Source organism: Chryseobacterium sp. II3a (assembly GCF_057815135.1).
The window spans coordinates 30,593-48,205 of record NZ_JBYPZJ010000016.1 but is presented as its reverse complement, the minus strand read 5'-3'; the positions used below and the strand labels follow the sequence as shown (position 1 = coordinate 48,205).

The following is a 17,613-nucleotide window of genomic DNA, read 5'->3' as shown; positions in this document are numbered from 1 at the left end:
CTGCTGAATCCTTTAATGCCAAGATTAAAAACTTTAGATTACAGCTTAGAGGTGTAAAAGATAAAACTTTCTTTATCTTCAGATTAACCAAACTTTTTGCTTAGCCCCCAGATTTTGTGCTTGATCCGTTTTCATGGGTTGTTCATTTAGTTTTTAAATGAAAAAAGGTACAAATCATATGATTTGTACCTTTTTTTGCGGAGAGTGAGGGATTCGAACCCCCGGACCTGTTACAGTCAACAGTTTTCAAGACTGCCGCAATCGACCACTCTGCCAACTCTCCTTAAACTCCGATAGTATCGTTGTTTTTTAGTGGTGCAAATATAGGGAGTTTTTAATTTGTGGCAAAATTTTTTTTGAGAAAATTTAATATTTTTTTGAACAAGTCAACAGATAAGACTTTTCATAAGATTTAGGTTTAAGGGAATAGAGGTATTAAAGTATTTTTGACTATCATTATTTGGAAGAGAGATTATACATGGGCTTTAATTTTAATGAAATTAAACTAAAAATAGGGTGTTTGTCGATAGTTGAGTGTATTTGGATAAAAAAAGTCGTAGAATTACGACAATTTATGAATTTGTGTCCAATTCATTTGTCCGTGAGATTTATTGCTACTATATTGCATATTAAATCACTAAGTAACATGAAAAACATCAAAGAAAATTGAAAGAAAAATACTATTGCCTGTAGAATAGAAGTATTCTGCTTTCTTTCTGATTATACTTCTAAAGACAAGCAGTTTATTGACCTAAGTTTGGAATAAAGGTTTTATTCTTAAGATAGATAAAATCAAAGGGCATCAGCCCATTCGAAAAATGTTTTATGATTTTATCAATGAGATCTTTTCCAAATACGAAATAGATATTCAAAATCAATAGAGTAAGATTAATGATATAAAATAAAATCATGAAAAAAATGCACAGGAAATATCAGGTAGAGGCTGGAGATACGCCTTCAACTGTTGCTGGTAAATTGGGATTACCTGTTGCTGAACTTGTGTATTATCATAATCTTCATTGTGGAATAGTAGATGAATACATCTATGGAGATATGCTGCCTAAACAACTCAAAAATATTTTGATTCCGATAAGCTATGACCAGGAAATTCCTACTTCTTCCAAAGTTGCATACTCAAACAATAAAGTGACAAAGGCCATTGGAAGAACAACGAAGAAATATGGAATAACCCAACGTTATTTTAATCATAAAGAATTGGCGAGTGTATTGGATTTTGAAGTTGATATCACGGAAGAAGCAGATGAAGAACGTTGTATAACAACATTCAATAAACATTTTGTGAGAGTAAATAACAGCGATAACTTCCGATTGGTAGAGCAGCTGTATGATAAGATTGACCATTGTCTTTATCCGCTTATGATCGGTTGTAATAAAGATGGAAGTTTTAAAAATATTGTTAATAGTAAAGAGATTAAAGAGCGATGGATCCTATTGAGGCCAGTATTAGAGGATTATTATCAAGGAGAAACAGGCCAAGAGATTTTATCCAAAGCAGAAGAGGCGGTATGCAATACAGAGATGTATGGAGGCAGGCTTTTGAACAGCATTTTTTTCAAAATATGGCATACTCCATTGTATAGAAATTATGTAGAAGGACAAACAATAGAGTTTGAAGATCGTTATCTTATCTTTCCGAAACATACAGGGATAAAATTTAAAATGAAACTAGAGACGGATCTGAAGATTAGTGAAAGTAATAAGTTTATGATCCGTCTTACAGGAACCTGTACAGATAACAGGTCGGAACTGGAACTTTGGAATGCCCCTTCTCATGCTTTGATCAGCAGAAACCCGGATAATAAGGTAAAGGGAAGTATGGATATTCTATTTAAAATGGATGAAACAGATAAAAGGATTTTTTCAGTAACAGGTTTTATTGAATTACAAGGGAAAATTCATCATAAAAGAATTGAAATAGGAATTTATGAATTATAAATGGCCTGTTAAAGTATACAGGAATAAGGTCCTGTCTGCTGTTTGGAATTTTTCTATATTGGGTTCACCAACCATAGAATTTTTACACTAAATCAACACAAATAGAATAATATGAGTGAAAAACACTTGGTTTGTCAAGGGGCAATCTGCAAGTGCAATTTCGGGACAACCCCCGATAAACTTAAAGTAAATACCCAAAGCAGACGTTACATCAACGATAAGGACGGCAAAAAAAAATTGACCGCAACACATGTAGATATAGGCTCAACTTTCGAAAAGAATACCTTCGGAAGCTGTTCTAAAAAAAATAATAGTCCCTGTACTGCTGTGGTGACACAGTGGAGTGGATATTACGATAAAATAATTATTGAAGATAATGGCGGAATGGTTTTGCTGGAAGACAGCAAAGCAACCTGTCCCATTGGAGGTACAGATTGTATTACGATTGTCAATCATGGACAAATTGCAGAATTAGGCCCTAAAAATAAAGAGAAGTCGGATCCGGATACTTTGAATGAACTTTGTCCTATGCTTACAGAGCCCGAAAAACCAAGACATTCCTTAACTTTTAATACCAAACAAGATCATGGCCAGGATAGTAGCCAGTAATCATAAGATTGAAAACAACAGAATCGTTGTTAATTTCGATACGATCAGACAAGATTCCTTCAATCTTGAAATGGAACTTATAGAGACCCCGGCTGCTTCTAAAGCAATTTGGGCGATTTTCAGCAATGGAGAGCAATTGGATTCGGGAGATCTTACCAAAGGAAATAAAGCAGAACTTATTGTGTTGAAATCCTATGCCGGATCACATGAAAGACCTCATCTCTTTACCATTTCCACTAAAGATGAAAATGGAAATCCTATTGCTTCCATACAGCTTATAGTAGTAGCTAAGCCCAGAATTATTGAAGCAAAATGGTGGAATAGCAAAGAAGATAGGGAAGCCTATGAGGTGGGTATTAATAACAATAGTACTGCTCATATCAGTGGGGTTGGACTATTTGGACACCCTCTGAAAATAGATGTTTATTTTAAAAGAAGAGACGGCGAATCTAAACTGGTGTTTACCAGTATTTTTACTATTACAGAGCTTTATAGTATACAAGGATTTTATCTCTCACATGAAGAGTTTCTCAAAAATAAGAGTTTTTATGCTGCCCTTCTGCCTATTCTGCTTGCAGATATGCTGCCTGATACATTGGCCATTACAGGAAAAGTGAAACATAAATCTTTAGGAAAATTATATTTTATAATTTCCTATGACAATTTATTGCTATTTGATGGTGATAAGAGAAAGAAATATCTTGATGTATTTTTTGATTTCAATCTGCAGGATAAACCTGTCACCAATCTAAGTCCTGTCACAATATATGATGAAAAATACTTTACCCAGAAATATGAACCTTGTAAATATGAAAAAGTATTTTACAAATATGGAAACGCTCCGGAAGTAAAACTTTTTGATGAAAAAGAGCCCGTAAGAAAAGATCAGAATGGACAATTGGGAAACATGAAATTTCTGGTTTCTGCTATTGCTCCTCCTAAAGATAGTAAAAATATCAAAGAACTCAGTATAAGGCTTGAAAATGTAAATACCAAAGAATGTCAGCATACTGAAGAAAATATGAAGCAGACTTTCTTTTCAGAGAATGATGTTCGGGATAGGAAGACACCGCATAAAGGCCGGGTAATAGACACCCAGATATTGAAAGAAAGTCAGATAAAAGTTAAAGTGGTAAAAGAAGATGAGAACGTTACCATTTATCCCTCTTTCAATTATGAGTATGATGAAAAAAGCAGCTGGGATTTTTTAAAGAATTATTTTCTGTTTTCCAGTATGATGTCTAGTACAGATCCTGCCTATTCTACATTGAAAAGCGTATTAATGGATTGGGAGATCAGCAGTAAAGATCTTATACAATATTATAGAATACCCGTAGAAACCTGCCGCTATCATAAAAGTCTGTATTTGAAAACATTTGCGGATGTTGCATGGGGATTTCATGCATTGTTTGATGATCCATATATTCCTGAATACTATCTTTTTGGCCAGCAAAAAACAATAAAAACCGTAAAGGGGCTGAGTGAAGAATTGGATTGGATTAAAAACAGTCCTATAGCAGATCGTCTTTCAGCAACGATTATTAGCCCTGTAATTGGAACTGCTTTTATTCGTAATTTTATTCTTGATATCATAAAAGATATGGCTGATAGATACGAGTTTGGATTTACTGCTTACTATGATTTTGATAATGCAGGCAAAAAGAATTCAAAACAGATTGACTATGCAGAAAAATACCCCGCAGTATTTAAGGCTATGGTTGCTGGTGTGGTTACTTTGGAAATTCTTATTGATGTCCTGCTCATTATTCTTACGGAAGGAGCTGCACTTGCTAATTTTATTTCGAAAGCGGGAAAAGTAGCTAGTGTTGTCAATAAAGGAGCAAAGATTGCAAATGCTGGAAAAAAAGCAGGAAATATATTGACTAAGTATTCGAAAACTTTTGAAACTGCAAGAAACGTAAATATGGCAAAAAATACTCTTGAAATGATGAAAGGATCATATTTTAGAGGCTATAGATTTGCAGATGATCCCAATATTGGGGTTCAGCCAGTTATGGAAGAGCGAATAAAAATTAGTCCGCTCCTCAATATGGGAGTAAAGCAAAAGAAGAGTCTGGGAGAATTATTACTGGATAAAACTCCTGCTGGAATGACTCTTAATATGGCGAAAGCAGCAACAGGAGGATTTGGTCTAGGTGTTAGCAGAATGTTTCTTACAAAAGTGAAAGGAGGAAAGGAGGCTGTTGGCTGGTACGGAGCTATTACTTATCCTTTACATGTTGCCAACACGGCCTTGGATGGAGTGTATAAACTTTTGGCGTTTGCTACAGATACAGCGCTGAAAGAGGTTTTTGGTGCTGAAGCAGAATTTGAAAAAGATATTACAGCCCATATAGACCTTGATTTTTGGTTAAAAATTCATAATGCTGAAAAGAGCCTCAATATGGTAACTCTTGCCAAAGGTGAAAGTAAAAAAGATCATTCTTCAATCAGTGTTGCGCCTTCAGGAGCTTTTACTGTAAGGTTAAAACTTTCGGGAAGTATCACCAATCAGAATCTATTGGTAAGAGGTATGCATGTACTAACATGGAATAATAATGAAGAAAAAGAAATGCAAAATTTAAATGCAAAGGGAGCGTTTGAAGTAAATGGTAATGTTTTTATTGAAAGACGGTACTATTTTAAAGCGGATAGTAAGCCTTATCATGAAGATAAAATTGCTTTTACAGGACTAGCAGGAGAATATGAGTATACTGCTGAAGTGGTAGGACAAAGGGGTAAAGGTAAAAGTACTGTCTTGGCAAAAAAGGAACCTACTCAGTTTATGTTAATGGAGCCTTGTCAATTAGTATTTAATTCTTCAGAAATGACTAAAAATCCATCAGAAAGATAATATGAAAAAACTATTTTTAATAATAATAGCTAATACTTGTTTATTAAGTTGTGCTCAGAAAAAAGAAAATAATCAACCAACAACAATAAATAATTCTAAAAATATGTATGATATCAATCAATATATCTTTCCAGAAGCAAAGGATATTACGGAAACTAATTTTGTGGCAAAAGTAAGTTCACAAATTAAGCACTATGATAAAGAACCCATGTATTATGTTAGAATTAATAAGGAGAATTGTTTGATTGAAGTATATATTAATGATGTTTTTAATAATAGTGATTATGAATTATCAAATGTAATTACTCCTATCAGAATATATCCGGTTTTGAAATCAGGCTCACAGAAAGTTACTGTAAAAATGTATCCCGTTGGAGATTTAATTAATAAAGATTTAGGATTAGAAAATCAAGTGCCAACTACCAAATTATCAGACAAAGCAAAGGTTGATATTTCAGTAGTCATGATGGATAATAAATCTAAAAAAAGCTTTGATGATGAAAAAGTAATTACAACACAAGTAAGTCCAAAAGAAGCTGCTGGAAAAGAATTTTATGAGTTCAGCTTTACATTTAATGCCGAAGTTCCCTATGAGTTTGAAGGGTGGACAAAAGGACAGGATTTGAGAAAGCTAGATCAGGATTTGGTAAGAAAGAAAGCATTAGAATTTTATAAAATGATTGGCCAAATCCATGTAAATAATGATATAAATGCTGAATTAAAACTGGTTTATCCGTCTACAGCTAGGATTCAACAAGTATTATATAAAGACAATAATATAAAGAATATATTAGAAGAATATAGAGGGTATGTGATAGATAATTATAAGCAGCTTCCTATTACTACATATAAGATGGATTATATGGGGGATGGGAAATTATTATGCCTTATCACCGATAGCCTAGATCCTAAATTAAGAGGTGGGGGAGCATTAATGCTTGAGTATGGAGAAGACAAGAGTATTTATCAACCCGGCATTACGCTCTACCTTCCAGAAGGCAGAGACTTGGCAACACAAGGATTTATGATGTGGAAGTAAAAAGATAGATAATATGATTATATTAGTTTTATTCATTCAGGTAATGAGTATCGTATTTTTTTTCAAAATTATAATAGAAAGTGAGATAGAGTCATACAGGTATTATTGGTATAGTATTGCAGTTCTTCATTTTCTTTTTATCCTGCGTTTTATCTATGTAGAGACTCATTTTTCCTATTCGTGGTATGATCATATTATGGAATTTATTTCATTAGCGATGGCTTTATTAATTGTGATTCCAACCTCAATTTATTATCTTATTAGGCGTAATAGAAAAGAAAAGAAGAAATAGTAGCTTTATGCAGATTGGTATTTAGTTTTGCAATATCAATTTTAGAATCATAAGCAATATATATAAATACTTTATGCTCCCTCTCCAGAGGCTCAATATCCTTTAACAATTAATCAGATGTGCTGTAACACAATGAGTCACTGAGCACGGGAAAAAAATTGGGGTAAAGGGAAAGAACCTTGCTCTTGAAGAGTGTGAGTAGAAGAGTATCAAAATATTTTTAGAAACAACACCAGATCATTTTTGAGCTGGTGTTGTTATTTAAAAAAGAGTTATTTTGATTTTTCGTGAAAATATTGAGAAGCTTTCTAATTCTTCAGTGTATCTCTCTTCTTTCTTCGGAATACAAAATGGAGAATGATTACACTCATGATCATCAAAATAGAGGCAAAGAGAAAAGGTGCTCCTGGAAATTTGAATGGCGCTTCATCATGGGTGAAATAATAAAATAAATTAGTCATGATTGGAGGCCCTAAAATAGAGGTGGCACTTACTAAACTCGTTAATGCCCCCTGAAGTTCGCCTTGTTCATTCGATGGGATATTTTTGGTGATGACTGATTGCAAAGCAGGACCGCAAATTCCACCTAAACTATAGGGGATAAGGAAGATAAACATCATCCATTCCTGTGTAGCAAAAGCAAATAAAGACAATCCTACGGCATAGCCCATCAACCCATAGAAAATACTTTTATATTCCCCCAATTTAGGAGTTGTCCATCTTATTAGAATACCTTGAACCAATCCTAATAATAATCCAAGTACCCCAAGAGAAATTCCGACCATTCGTTCAGTCCAGCCAAATGTATACATGGTAAAAAAATGCCAGTTGCTCTGTACAGCATGAATTCCAATATAGATTAGAATTAAAACAATAACCAAACCGGAGATTTCGTGGTGCTTGCCCAAAAACTGGAGGGACCCGATCGGATTTGCCCGTTTCCATTCAAATTTTCTTCTCTTTTCTTTATCCAAACTTTCAGGAAGAATAAAATATCCATAAAGGAAATTTAAAATACAAAGACAGGCAGCTGCATAGAAAGGAATTCTTGACCCATAATGCCCCAGTAGCCCTCCAATAACAGGTCCGATAATGAATCCCATCCCCAGGGCAGCCCCAATCATCCCAAAGTTTTTAGCTCTGTCTTTATCTGTTGAAATATCAGCGATATAGGCGCTTGCTGTAGATATACTTGCTCCAGTAAATCCAGCAATGATTCTTCCTAAAAATAACCACCCGATAGAAGGAGCAAGCGCCAGAAAAATATAATCTACAGCAAATCCAAAAAGAGAAATTAAAATAATAGGACGTCTTCCGTACCGGTCACTGAGATTTCCTACCACGGGAGAAAATATAAACTGGGTAAAAGCATAAGCGAAACCAAGCCAGCCGCTATATTGAGCAGCTTCGCTGATGTCTCCATGAATAAGTTCTTTAATGAGCTTAGGTATTACCGGAAGAATAATTCCCCAGCCTGTAATGTCGATCAGTAAGGTTACAAATATAAACCCGATAGCCGCTTTTTTTGTTGAATTTTTCATGGTGTAAAAGTAGAATTAGATAATCTCTATTTCTTTTACACTTTGATGGTATTGATGTGCTATTTTTAATGTTGTTTTTGATCTTATTGTTGAATATTATCCTGAAATTTGTCTTTTTTGTAATATTGCATAACATATCATCTAAAGATAGGTGCTGTGCATTATCCATTCCTGAAACTTCTTGGTGAAACCCCGGTAATTCTTTTGAAAAATCTACAGAAGACACTGGAATCTTCAAAATTTAATTCATGGCCAATCTGTTTAACAGATAAATTGGTGGATTTGAGTAATGTTTTAGCATGCAGAATCATCGCATGGTCAATCCATTGCAATACTGATTTGCCTGTTTTTTGTTTCAAAAAAGTGGAGAGGTATTGTGGAGTTAAATGAAGTTTTTCTGCATAAAATTTAACACTTCGCTGCTGGGTTGCATATTTTGAAATCAAAACATAAAAATCATCAATGATTTCATGAGTGCGGTTTTTAGTAAAGCTGTTTTGATGTGCTAATCCGGAATAGGCTTCCGAAATCATACACATGAGAGCAATCACAAGATGACGTAACATTTCCGCCTTTTTGGGAGTGGAATTTTTATGATAAAAATTTTGTATCAGGGTTATCAATTCCTTTTGTAAACCTATTTCTTCAGATTGAAGCCTGATCACAGGCTGCCATCGGACCTCATTGTTCATCACAAATTCACGCAGGACTGGGAATGCTGTAATAAAGTCTAAAGACAGCCCAATCGTAACGATTTCTGCATCTTCGCTTAAGGATTTTGTGTCGATCATGAGTTTTGGCTGTAATACAGCAATATCACCTGCATTGAGTTCATATTCCTGAAAGTGGATTTGAGCTTTCATAGATCCCTTAATCATAAAGCCTAACAATAGCCCATCAAATATACGGGTATGCTTTGTATATTCCTTTTCTGGATGATTGTGTTGATGCAGAATAACAATACCTTCTATCTTTTTTGAGGGATCAATATGGTACAGATTATAGACATTGTCAGGAGTTAAGAATAAAGCCATACTCAAAGTTCGGAAAAAATGCACATTTATTATAGTAATATAGGGCTGATATTTAATGGGATATTACAAATTGTATATAATTTCCATGAAAGCATAAACAAAACCCGTTTTCAAAGGAACATGGTCTTTTGATATGTTCTATTCTTTTTTCGTGAAAAAATTGAATAAGCAGGTTTCTCTTCCTCATAGAACTTTAAAGGAGTCAGGTTGATAAAAACCTCTTTTTGATTCTTTTTGAAAATAACTATTTTTGTTCAAAAGCATTCAAAAAATAAAGATGGGAGCCAAGGAATTTATGACCAATGAAATTGAAAAACTGAACAACTTAATCAACGAAGGAATAAACAAAGAAGCAAATGTGCAGTTAAAGAAAGAATTGTCAGAACTTGTTCATTTATTGGATATTTTTCATCGTTATCAGATCAGTAAAAATACAATTGATACCATTTTTGTACTGCCGGATTCTCATAGCGGCTATTCAGATTATCGGATTATGAATGATTGTGAATCGGATGATCCAGCTCAATGGGCTGAACTGAAAATCAATGATAAAGATGTAAGGTTATCAGAAGGAGATATCATTATCAGAAAGAAATAAACTCCAATATTTTTTTAATTAAAAAAAGCCTGATAACCGAATGTAAGAACTCAACTATCAGACTTGAAAATTTATATTTCTATTATAGTTTAACCTAACAAATTTTTACGGTTATTGTCAAGAATATCAGGGATATTACCAGCAATCAGTAAGTCGAAAAACTTACCATAACCATTTTCTATTTTATATTCCAGTTCATTTTGGTAGAGTGGAAAAAGGGTATAGAGATTAATAATTCTATCATCACTGGTGATCTGCATAAAATCGTCATCAAAAGTAGCAGAAGGCAATAAAATACAGCTTGTAAACTGAGTGTTTTCGTCATATGGTTCTGAAATATCACTCCATGCCTGTAGAGAATGTCCTTCCGTTAAGAATGTATCCTGATGATGTGGAAATCTTGCCATATCTTTTATCATGCCTATGATCCAATCATTTTCTCCTTCACTTGGAAACGTTTTTTCAAATTTCAGATCTTTAGGAAGCAAGATCAAAAGTTCTGCAAAAGTATAATCTTCTTTATTTTCGATGGCATCGGGAACCTGCATTTCCAGCAGACTCATACCAGAAGTTATCAACAGATTAAAGTCTTCATCTTTAGGTTGGATAAAGTAGACATCCAGGTGAAAATCAAGAGAAAGCATCTCATGAAAAACAGTCATTTCCTCACTTTTGAAATGTTGGTCCAGATGTTTCTCCAATGCTTCAACATTTTCATGATAGTGTTTTTTATCCTGTATTTTTTTGATAAGTTCTTTGTCCATATTTATTTTCTTTGTTTTAATCTCTCTGAGTTCTGCGTTTAAAAATCGTTTTTTCTTCGGGTTTATTATTAGTATTGACTATATTTCCTTTATCATCCCATGTTACCTGTTTAACCCTTAAATGCAGTCCCCCTTTTATAACTTCCAGCTCTATATAATCATTTGTATGCTGCTGGGCAGGGATAATTAATAAATTTCCTTTCATTACAGCCTGAAAGATGCGGGGTGGTGCTTCACCGGTTCCAATATCTGTGAAAATAGCAAAATCCTTTCCTTGTTCAAAATCAATGATTAAAGAGTTTGTGAAATATTTATTTTTATACACCCAATATCCTTTAAAGGCATCCTTAGTACTTTGAAGAATTTCGTGAGTTTGTGCATTGTATATACCCATCAATAGAAATAATAAAGTATAGCACAGTCTTTTTATAACTTTCATACATTAGATTATTGGGTTGTTTCTTATAGTAACAGAAGGCATATTGTTTCTTTAAATATAATGTTATTTTTCAAATTCTACACTTCTGAAACCGTTAATTGGAAGTGTGATTATAGATAATTACGGAATGCCAAAAGTCCTATTATATTCGGAGGCCATGAAATTTTCAAAAAGAATTTGAAAGTGCTTTAAAGCAGCAAAAGTACAAATCATAAGCTTGCCAATTTTAATGATGATGATATCGCAGGTTTATATTAAATTTATGGTCATCATATAATGGGAACTAAATACCAAATCATGAAACAATTTACATTCAAATACCAGAATAGCAAAGGTGCTTTATATGTTTTGCTGTTTCTTTTTGGAATTCCTTTGGTTGTAATTTTGTTGAGTATTGCTCTTCTGGATACTATTCCATGGAGTTTATGGATCATCATTCCGCTCGGAATCGGAGCCATACTGTATTGTATAGCCCAGTTTATCAAAATATCAAGTGAAACAGATACGCTTACAGTAGATATTGAAGGTTTTACTTCAGAAAAGTATGGCCGTATTCGTTATGAAGATATACACAGCATTCCACCATATAATTTTCTGCAGGCTCCGCCACCTTCTATGCGGATCAAGCTGAAAAATGGAAAAAAGCTGGTATGGCAATTTAATCCCCGGAATCAAAAATCAGCAGATGATATTGAAACATTCATTGCATTCAGGGATGAGCTTCTCATGAATCTGGAACAGAATGCTCAACAGTCTTTTCATACCAATGAAGAAGAGATAGGGAAAAATAAACAGGAAAAAGAGTCCCATCTTGTAAAACAGCTGCAAGTCTCCAAAAATCGGAATTATAAATATATTGGCATTTCTTTGTCAGTGGTATCTGCTCTGTTAATACTGGCCCGTACCTGTGGCTCAGATATTATTCAAAACAAAAGAAATGAAGACGCAAGATCGCTCACAAGAGCCATGCTCCAAATAGAATCTGATTATGAGAAAAATCTTGAGCGGGCTCAAAAAGCAGCAGCTGATTATGCACTGAAATTTGGTCCGATAGCACTTCTTACTAATGATCCGAAAGCCTCTATAGAATTTGTTCCGGAGATAGGAGGCAATCCATATACGCCGAAAATAGAAATCATAGGCTTACGGCGTACAGAAGATAATGAAATTCTTGAAAAATATATTAAACATCCTGATAGTGTTGCCTATCACATGGCGGTTATCAATAAACCTGGAAAATTCTTTGCTGTAATGAATAAAAGTATATTCAGTAAGGATGATGAAAATGCTGTTCCTGTTTATTTGACTGTCTATAATCCACATGAGGAATTTCCACCTTCCAATTTCAAGACATCAAAAGATACTGCATTTAGACCCATTGAGTTCAGTTCTTCCATTAGTTTGCCTCTCAAGGGTGATTTTACAGATGAAATCCTTACAAATATGGACTATGCATCAGTTCGTTCAGTTCTTCAGAAATATAAGGGGACATTTTTTTATATGGCAGTAAAAGAATGGGATGGAGTATCCGCAGAAAGATTTCAAAAATTGAAAGAAATGATCATTTCTGATTTTGAAAAACATGGGATTTCAACAGAGTCATTTCTGGAACATAGGTTTAATATCAATGAAAAGTAATAGAAATTTAAAAATCTGAAACAAAATATTTATACCATGGAATTTTCGCCATTTAATAATGTTGTTAAGCTCTGTATCCAGGGGATGAGCAGAGAAGAACAAAATAATCCTCAAGAAGCAGAGAAATTATTTGAGCAAGCCTGGAATGAGGCGACAAACGATTTTGAAAAATTTCTTGCGGCGTATTATATTGCCCGAAATCAAACTATACCTTCTGATGGGTTGAAGTGGTTTGAAACAGCCTTATCACATGCTTTAAAAACAAATGATGATACTGCTAAAAGTGCTTTTTATACTCTTTATTTAAAGATGGCTGAAAGCTATGAAGCACTTTCTGATCCGGAAAAATCAAAGGAATATCAAGCGCTTGCTTTGTCAATAAAAGATAAAATTTTTGATCAAGGTCCTTTCTATCATGGTACAAAAGCCGATTTACCGATAGGAGGCCTGCTAACACCGGGCGGTAATTCCAACTATAAAGATGAATTCAGGATGAATCATATTTATTTCACAGCATTACCTAATGGTGCAGGGCTCGCTGCTGCTTTAGCAAAAGGAGATGGCGTTGAAAGAGTGTATATCGTAGAACCCACGGGGCCTTTTGAAAATGATCCGAATCTAACCGATAAAAAATTTCCAGGTAATTTGACCCGTTCTTATCGTTCAGATCTTCCCTTGAAAATTATTGGAAAAGTGACAGAATGGAGTAAACCCAACCCTGAAGAGCTTCAGAACTTCCGTGGAAAACTGAAAGATGGTAAAGGGGAAATAATCAATTAGTCGAAATACAAATATAAGAACGATGAGACATCAGTTTCATCGCTCTTTATGACTATGGTAAGTTAATTCTTTTGCCCTGTTCCGGGAAAATATATTTTAATTTTAAAGGATTGTTTTTCAATAGTTCCTGTTTGATGATCTCAGGATTGTTACCTGTAGGTTTTCTATGCGTAATCACGATATTCAGGCCTTCCAGATCTTTTTGCCCCGTTTTTTCCTTCAGATTTTCCAGTTCCTTCACCAACAGGTTAGGAGTAAGGTGGCCAAACAAAAGATTTTCAGGCTGGCTGTTTGGGAAAGAAACTTCGATCAATATGGTGTTCAATTGCTTGCTTTGTACCAATGGGGCTACATTTTTCCAGAGGTTATCCATGCGGTCAGATTTCTCGATTTTATCTGCACCGGTATCACCCAGATAAAGCAGGTAATGGTCTTCATTTCTGACAAGTGCAGCACTGCTTTTATAAGGATTAACATGGCTAAGCTCATATCCTGTTAAGAAAAAAGAGGTTTTTGGGGTTGGGATTTCTACTCCTTCCTTGAGCTCATTATAATGGTATTTTCCAAGGATGGGCTTCTGGCCCTGATCGGCAAAATTGATCCATGTATCTGTGATAAAATAATGATTCTGAAGGATTTGAATTACCGATGGGATTGCAAAAATATCTTTTTTAGAATCAGCCGGAGAGTTGATGATAAGACCAGCTAAATGATCCAAATGACCGTGAGAAATAAAATATCCTTTAATCTGATCTTTTAGAACAGTTTCTTCTGGACCGATGAGGCTTTTTTCTTGAATTGCTTTTCGGATTCCGGTGTTTACAGTTCCGGCATCAAGGCAAAGAAATGTATTATCATTAGTTGTTCCTACCAAATAAGCAGATAAATTATCTTCCTGTTCTCCGCCATAGATCCCTAATGGAATAACGTCAAAATTTTGTGCCTGGCATGCAAAATGAAACAAAAGCGCCAGTAAAGAAAATGCTGTTTTTTTCATGATATTAAAGACTAAATCCTGCCTTTATCGCAGGATGGTACAAATTTACATTATTTTTTCCCGGTTCTGCTTATCAATAGCCTGTCATTATTGAAGAAAAAGAGTTCAAGGGCAAAAGATTTAAGCTAAACAAAAAGTTGATTTGATAAGTCAGATAAAATGATAGGTTATGCATATGCTTAGAAAGAGTCAATGAAATTGATTCCATCTTTGCCTCCTTAAAAATATACAATCAGTATCATAAAACTTTGCGTTTCCTTAAAAAGTGATACAGTAATGGCTCGTTAAATAGTAACTTCCAGCTTCCAACCTCCAACTTATTACTGTATTTTTAATATCTTTAAACCCGAAAACCATCAAAATAATCAACATGAAAATAAAACCTTTCACCTTAGTTCTTGCCGTATTTTTTCAATTATTAAGTATGAGTGTCTTTTCTCAAAAAACAGCTGCGCTCAATTCTTTACTGAATAAAAAATCTGAATTTATTTTTCCACAAACCCCAGATAAAATGTCGAAGGCTTTGAATACAAAAACGATATTCTATGAAGATGCCAATGGTGAAAAATATGCCAAATGGCCAACAAAATCAGGATTAGAGCTTTATTCAGGACTTGGAAAGAATAATATTATTAATGAAATGTTTTTTGATATATCGGAACATAATGCTTTGGTCATCGGAGGATTGCCTTATGGCCTTACAATGAACAAAACAACATTAGATGAAGCAAAAAGCCAATTCAAAAAGAATGGAGCAAAAGTTCAAAAATTGGTTGCCGATAGTGAATTTTCCGGAGGATCAAAACTTATTTTCAAAAATGAAAAGCACTTCACAACATTATTTTTTGATGATAAAAATCTTTTGAAATCTTTAAGTATTACTACTGAACTGATTGATCCTGCTGCTAACTAATTAAAAATTGTTATTGACAAAATACAAAACTTTTGTAAGTTAGCTGGAGCTCAAATAAAAAACTAAAAACGATACCCATGAATGAAAAAGAGTTCAATAAATTAACTGACCAGGAATTATTAGAAAAAAAGAAAAAATCCAAATCTGATAAAATAATCAATGCTGTTCTTATAGGTTTCTTTGTTGGTGTTGCTGTGTATAGCAGTGTGAACCACGGAATCGGATTTTTTACCTTTTTCCCCTTATTTTTTGCAGGCTTCCTGGGAATTCAATGGAACAAACGTAATCAGGAATTAGAAAAAGAACTGGAATCCAGAAATTTGAAATAGAAAAATAGGATCTTATACTTTTTAATAAACTAAGCCAGAAATAATCATATTTTCTGGCTATTTTTCTGGTATATTCTAAACTTTTTTGAAAACCGATATTTTCATATACTCACTTTTATTGAATCATACTTTTATAGGTAAAAAGCCTGTCTTCTTCGTTGAACATATTGGATAACAGAACAAGATTCTGGGTTCCGTATTGCAATGCTTTTTCTTCAAGTTTTAAATGAATAGTGTCCGGAGTACCCATCACTACCTTATTCAATAAAATATTGAAAAGGTTTTGATCTTCAGTCTCATGAATAAGAGATTGCACTTCTTCAGAGGGCTTTAATGCAGCTGGTGCTAAAATATTTCTGGATTCAAGGAACTGATATACCATTCCAAATGCATTATAACGTGCCTGTTCCAGAGTCTCCGCAACAGAAACTGAGATCGCTACCTGAAATGAAGGATGTTTGTTATATCCGTACTGATTAAATTCTTTCTGATATAGGGTATGGATTTCCGTATTGGATCCGTCTGCAATGAAATCGGCCATAGAGTAGGATATACCGTATTTAGCCGCTTCTTTCGCAGAATTTTCTCCGGAACCCAACCAGGTGATCTCAGGTAATGCTGAAACATAAGTAGGTTGGGCAAAGAGATCAGTATCCTTATAATTTTGCTCTTTTAAATAATCTATAATTTCTTCCAGCTTATCATTGATACTGTTAAGAATAGGAAGTTTATGACCATTCAAAGCCAATACAGCATCCTTTAGCCCACCGGGAGCTTTTCCCAAACCCAGTATAAAACGATTGGGATAAAGTATGGCAAGCATTTTGGCCCACTCAGCAATTTTAAATGCAGAATAATTACGGAGCATAATTCCTCCGGTGCCTACCTTAATGTTTTTTGTATTGGCAAGAACTGTTGCTGCAAGGATTTCCGGACTGGAACTTCCATACGCTTCCACACCATGATGTTCTGAATACAGAATACTGTGATAGCCTTGTTTATCAGCTATTCCTGCCAATGCCAGACTGTTCTTGAGAGCCAGAGCAGCATTTCCGCCTTTAATAATGGGAGTCTGATCCAGGATACTTAATTTCAGTTCCATTGTAATGATTTATCTTGTATCAATTTAAGATAAAAAAAGAGAGACCTTCAAAAGATCTCCTGTTTTTTATAACGAATTTTATCCTTAATTTAGTTGATCTCCACAAAGAGCTCTTCCTTCGATCTTCTTACTCTATCCAGTTTTCCCCACCAGTCGGTTTCTTCATCTTTATAGCCAAGAGCCATTACAACAGTACTTTTTAAACCTTGTTCAGGTAGGCTAAGCAGTTTATCTACCGCTTCATTATTAAAGCCTTCTATTGGAGTAGCATCTATTCTAAGATCAGCTGCTGCCAAAAGTCCAAAACCTAAAGCAATATAAGTTTGTTTGGAAGCATTATTAAAATGCTGGTCTCTGGTTTGTTTTTCCAGCATGCCCAATAAGTTCAAGCGATAATCATCTGTAGCATTGTTGGGCAGTTTTCTTACCTGATTACTGAATTCAAAAAATGAATCCACTCTTTCTGTGGTATATTCATCCCACGCAGCAAAGACCAGGATATGAGAAGCTTGTACAATCTGATCCTGATGGCAAGAAATAGGCTGTAATTTTTTTCTTAATTCCTTATTTGTAATAACTAAAACTTTAAATGGCTGTAATCCTGAGCTTGAAGGGGCAAGACGGATAGCTTCCAGTATTTGCTCCATTTTATCATCTTCAATGGTTTTTCCATTATACGCTTTCGTAGCAGATCTCCAGTTTAGTGTTTCCTGTAGTGACATAAATTG

At 34.4% G+C, this 17,613-nt stretch carries 16 protein-coding genes and 1 tRNA gene; 9 read left to right on the top strand and 8 right to left on the bottom strand.

Going from position 1 to position 17,613, the window contains the following annotated elements; translation table 11 throughout:
• Positions 1-198 precede the first annotated feature (198 nt).
• A tRNA-Ser gene (locus AC3HD6_RS23265) sits at positions 199-283 on the bottom strand.
• A gap of 626 nt (positions 284-909) precedes the next feature.
• On the opposite strand from AC3HD6_RS23265, the gene AC3HD6_RS23260 reads away from it, so the two are divergent.
• The 4 genes from AC3HD6_RS23260 (at position 910) to AC3HD6_RS23245 (ending at position 6,458) form a co-directional block, all read left to right on the top strand.
• Complete coding sequence (locus AC3HD6_RS23260) at positions 910-1,956, top strand: hypothetical protein (RefSeq protein ID WP_488898487.1); 1,047 nt, start codon at positions 910-912, stop codon at positions 1,954-1,956.
• Positions 1,957-2,067: 111 nt separating this feature from the next.
• Entirely contained in the window at positions 2,068-2,565 is a 498-nt protein-coding gene (locus tag AC3HD6_RS23255; RefSeq protein WP_068942947.1) for a DUF4280 domain-containing protein, read from the top strand.
• Positions 2,543-5,419: a hypothetical protein gene (locus AC3HD6_RS23250; RefSeq protein ID WP_488898486.1), complete on the top strand. Its 2,877-nt coding sequence runs from the start codon at positions 2,543-2,545 to the stop codon at positions 5,417-5,419. Before AC3HD6_RS23255 ends, AC3HD6_RS23250 begins: the two co-directional genes overlap by 23 nt.
• 1 nt (position 5,420) lies before the next feature.
• Positions 5,421-6,458 carry a hypothetical protein gene (locus AC3HD6_RS23245; RefSeq protein WP_488898485.1) on the top strand — a complete coding sequence of 346 codons (1,038 nt, stop codon included), beginning with the start codon at positions 5,421-5,423 and terminating at the stop codon, positions 6,456-6,458.
• A gap of 600 nt (positions 6,459-7,058) precedes the next feature.
• Here AC3HD6_RS23245 and AC3HD6_RS23240 read toward each other — a convergent pair.
• Positions 7,059-8,291 (bottom strand): TCR/Tet family MFS transporter, encoded by a 1,233-nt coding sequence (locus tag AC3HD6_RS23240; protein WP_488898484.1) that lies wholly within the window; start codon positions 8,289-8,291, stop codon positions 7,059-7,061.
• A 161-nt stretch (positions 8,292-8,452) separates the two neighbouring features.
• Positions 8,453-9,325 carry an AraC family transcriptional regulator gene (locus tag AC3HD6_RS23235; protein ID WP_488898483.1) on the bottom strand — a complete coding sequence of 291 codons (873 nt, stop codon included), beginning with the start codon at positions 9,323-9,325 and terminating at the stop codon, positions 8,453-8,455.
• A gap of 277 nt (positions 9,326-9,602) precedes the next feature.
• On the opposite strand from AC3HD6_RS23235, the gene AC3HD6_RS23230 reads away from it, so the two are divergent.
• Positions 9,603-9,923, top strand: a complete 321-nt coding sequence (locus AC3HD6_RS23230; protein WP_488898482.1) for a hypothetical protein — start codon at positions 9,603-9,605, stop codon at positions 9,921-9,923.
• An 89-nt stretch (positions 9,924-10,012) separates the two neighbouring features.
• Here AC3HD6_RS23230 and AC3HD6_RS23225 read toward each other — a convergent pair whose 3' ends face one another.
• Together AC3HD6_RS23225 and AC3HD6_RS23220 are read right to left on the bottom strand one after the other, a co-directional pair.
• The gene (locus AC3HD6_RS23225; RefSeq protein ID WP_488898481.1) at positions 10,013-10,687 is read right to left on the bottom strand and encodes a suppressor of fused domain protein; all 675 of its coding nucleotides are present in this window, start codon (positions 10,685-10,687) and stop codon (positions 10,013-10,015) included.
• 16 nt (positions 10,688-10,703) lie between these two features.
• A complete protein-coding gene (locus AC3HD6_RS23220) occupies positions 10,704-11,126 on the bottom strand; it encodes a DUF6705 family protein (protein ID WP_488898480.1) in 423 nt (140 codons plus the stop codon).
• Between the two features lie 297 nt (positions 11,127-11,423).
• Between AC3HD6_RS23220 and AC3HD6_RS23215 the strand changes: the two genes are divergently transcribed.
• Together AC3HD6_RS23215 and arr are read left to right on the top strand one after the other, a co-directional pair.
• Positions 11,424-12,764, top strand: coding sequence for a hypothetical protein (locus tag AC3HD6_RS23215; RefSeq protein WP_488898479.1), 1,341 nt, complete (start codon positions 11,424-11,426; stop codon positions 12,762-12,764).
• Positions 12,765-13,136: 372 nt separating this feature from the next.
• Positions 13,137-13,544 (top strand): NAD(+)--rifampin ADP-ribosyltransferase, encoded by a 408-nt coding sequence (gene arr / locus AC3HD6_RS23210; RefSeq protein WP_488898488.1) that lies wholly within the window; start codon positions 13,137-13,139, stop codon positions 13,542-13,544.
• Positions 13,545-13,596: 52 nt separating this feature from the next.
• Here the strand turns inward: arr and AC3HD6_RS23205 are convergent, their stop codons facing one another.
• Positions 13,597-14,541, bottom strand: a complete 945-nt coding sequence (locus tag AC3HD6_RS23205) for an MBL fold metallo-hydrolase (protein ID WP_488898478.1) — start codon at positions 14,539-14,541, stop codon at positions 13,597-13,599.
• A 370-nt stretch (positions 14,542-14,911) separates the two neighbouring features.
• On the opposite strand from AC3HD6_RS23205, the gene AC3HD6_RS23200 reads away from it, so the two are divergent.
• Both AC3HD6_RS23200 and AC3HD6_RS23195 read left to right on the top strand, forming a co-directional pair.
• Positions 14,912-15,454, top strand: a complete 543-nt coding sequence (locus tag AC3HD6_RS23200) for a hypothetical protein (protein WP_488898477.1) — start codon at positions 14,912-14,914, stop codon at positions 15,452-15,454.
• 77 nt (positions 15,455-15,531) lie between these two features.
• Complete coding sequence (locus tag AC3HD6_RS23195; protein ID WP_488898476.1) at positions 15,532-15,783, top strand: hypothetical protein; 252 nt, start codon at positions 15,532-15,534, stop codon at positions 15,781-15,783.
• 115 nt (positions 15,784-15,898) lie between these two features.
• On the opposite strand, the gene AC3HD6_RS23190 is transcribed toward AC3HD6_RS23195, so the two are convergent.
• The gene (locus AC3HD6_RS23190) at positions 15,899-16,885 is read right to left on the bottom strand and encodes an MsnO8 family LLM class oxidoreductase (RefSeq protein WP_488898475.1); all 987 of its coding nucleotides are present in this window, start codon (positions 16,883-16,885) and stop codon (positions 15,899-15,901) included.
• A gap of 89 nt (positions 16,886-16,974) precedes the next feature.
• Positions 16,975-17,607, bottom strand: a complete 633-nt coding sequence (locus AC3HD6_RS23185) for an NAD(P)H-dependent oxidoreductase (RefSeq protein WP_488898474.1) — start codon at positions 17,605-17,607, stop codon at positions 16,975-16,977.
• Positions 17,608-17,613: the final 6 nt, after the last annotated feature.

Bases quoted from the DNA above. Each gene is read 5' to 3' on its own strand.
- AC3HD6_RS23260 (WP_488898487.1), top strand. From the start codon at position 910: ATGAAAAAAATGCACAGGAAATATCAGGTAGAGGCTGGAGATACGCCT.
- AC3HD6_RS23255 (WP_068942947.1), top strand. From the start codon at position 2,068: ATGAGTGAAAAACACTTGGTTTGTCAAGGGGCAATCTGCAAGTGCAAT.
- AC3HD6_RS23250 (WP_488898486.1), top strand. From the start codon at position 2,543: ATGGCCAGGATAGTAGCCAGTAATCATAAGATTGAAAACAACAGAATC.
- AC3HD6_RS23245 (WP_488898485.1), top strand. From the start codon at position 5,421: ATGAAAAAACTATTTTTAATAATAATAGCTAATACTTGTTTATTAAGT.
- AC3HD6_RS23240 (WP_488898484.1), bottom strand. From the start codon at position 8,291: ATGAAAAATTCAACAAAAAAAGCGGCTATCGGGTTTATATTTGTAACC.
- AC3HD6_RS23235 (WP_488898483.1), bottom strand. From the start codon at position 9,325: ATGGCTTTATTCTTAACTCCTGACAATGTCTATAATCTGTACCATATT.
- AC3HD6_RS23230 (WP_488898482.1), top strand. From the start codon at position 9,603: ATGGGAGCCAAGGAATTTATGACCAATGAAATTGAAAAACTGAACAAC.
- AC3HD6_RS23225 (WP_488898481.1), bottom strand. From the start codon at position 10,687: ATGGACAAAGAACTTATCAAAAAAATACAGGATAAAAAACACTATCAT.
- AC3HD6_RS23220 (WP_488898480.1), bottom strand. From the start codon at position 11,126: ATGAAAGTTATAAAAAGACTGTGCTATACTTTATTATTTCTATTGATG.
- AC3HD6_RS23215 (WP_488898479.1), top strand. From the start codon at position 11,424: ATGAAACAATTTACATTCAAATACCAGAATAGCAAAGGTGCTTTATAT.
- AC3HD6_RS23205 (WP_488898478.1), bottom strand. From the start codon at position 14,541: ATGAAAAAAACAGCATTTTCTTTACTGGCGCTTTTGTTTCATTTTGCA.
- AC3HD6_RS23200 (WP_488898477.1), top strand. From the start codon at position 14,912: ATGAAAATAAAACCTTTCACCTTAGTTCTTGCCGTATTTTTTCAATTA.
- AC3HD6_RS23195 (WP_488898476.1), top strand. From the start codon at position 15,532: ATGAATGAAAAAGAGTTCAATAAATTAACTGACCAGGAATTATTAGAA.
- AC3HD6_RS23190 (WP_488898475.1), bottom strand. From the start codon at position 16,885: ATGGAACTGAAATTAAGTATCCTGGATCAGACTCCCATTATTAAAGGC.
- AC3HD6_RS23185 (WP_488898474.1), bottom strand. From the start codon at position 17,607: ATGTCACTACAGGAAACACTAAACTGGAGATCTGCTACGAAAGCGTAT.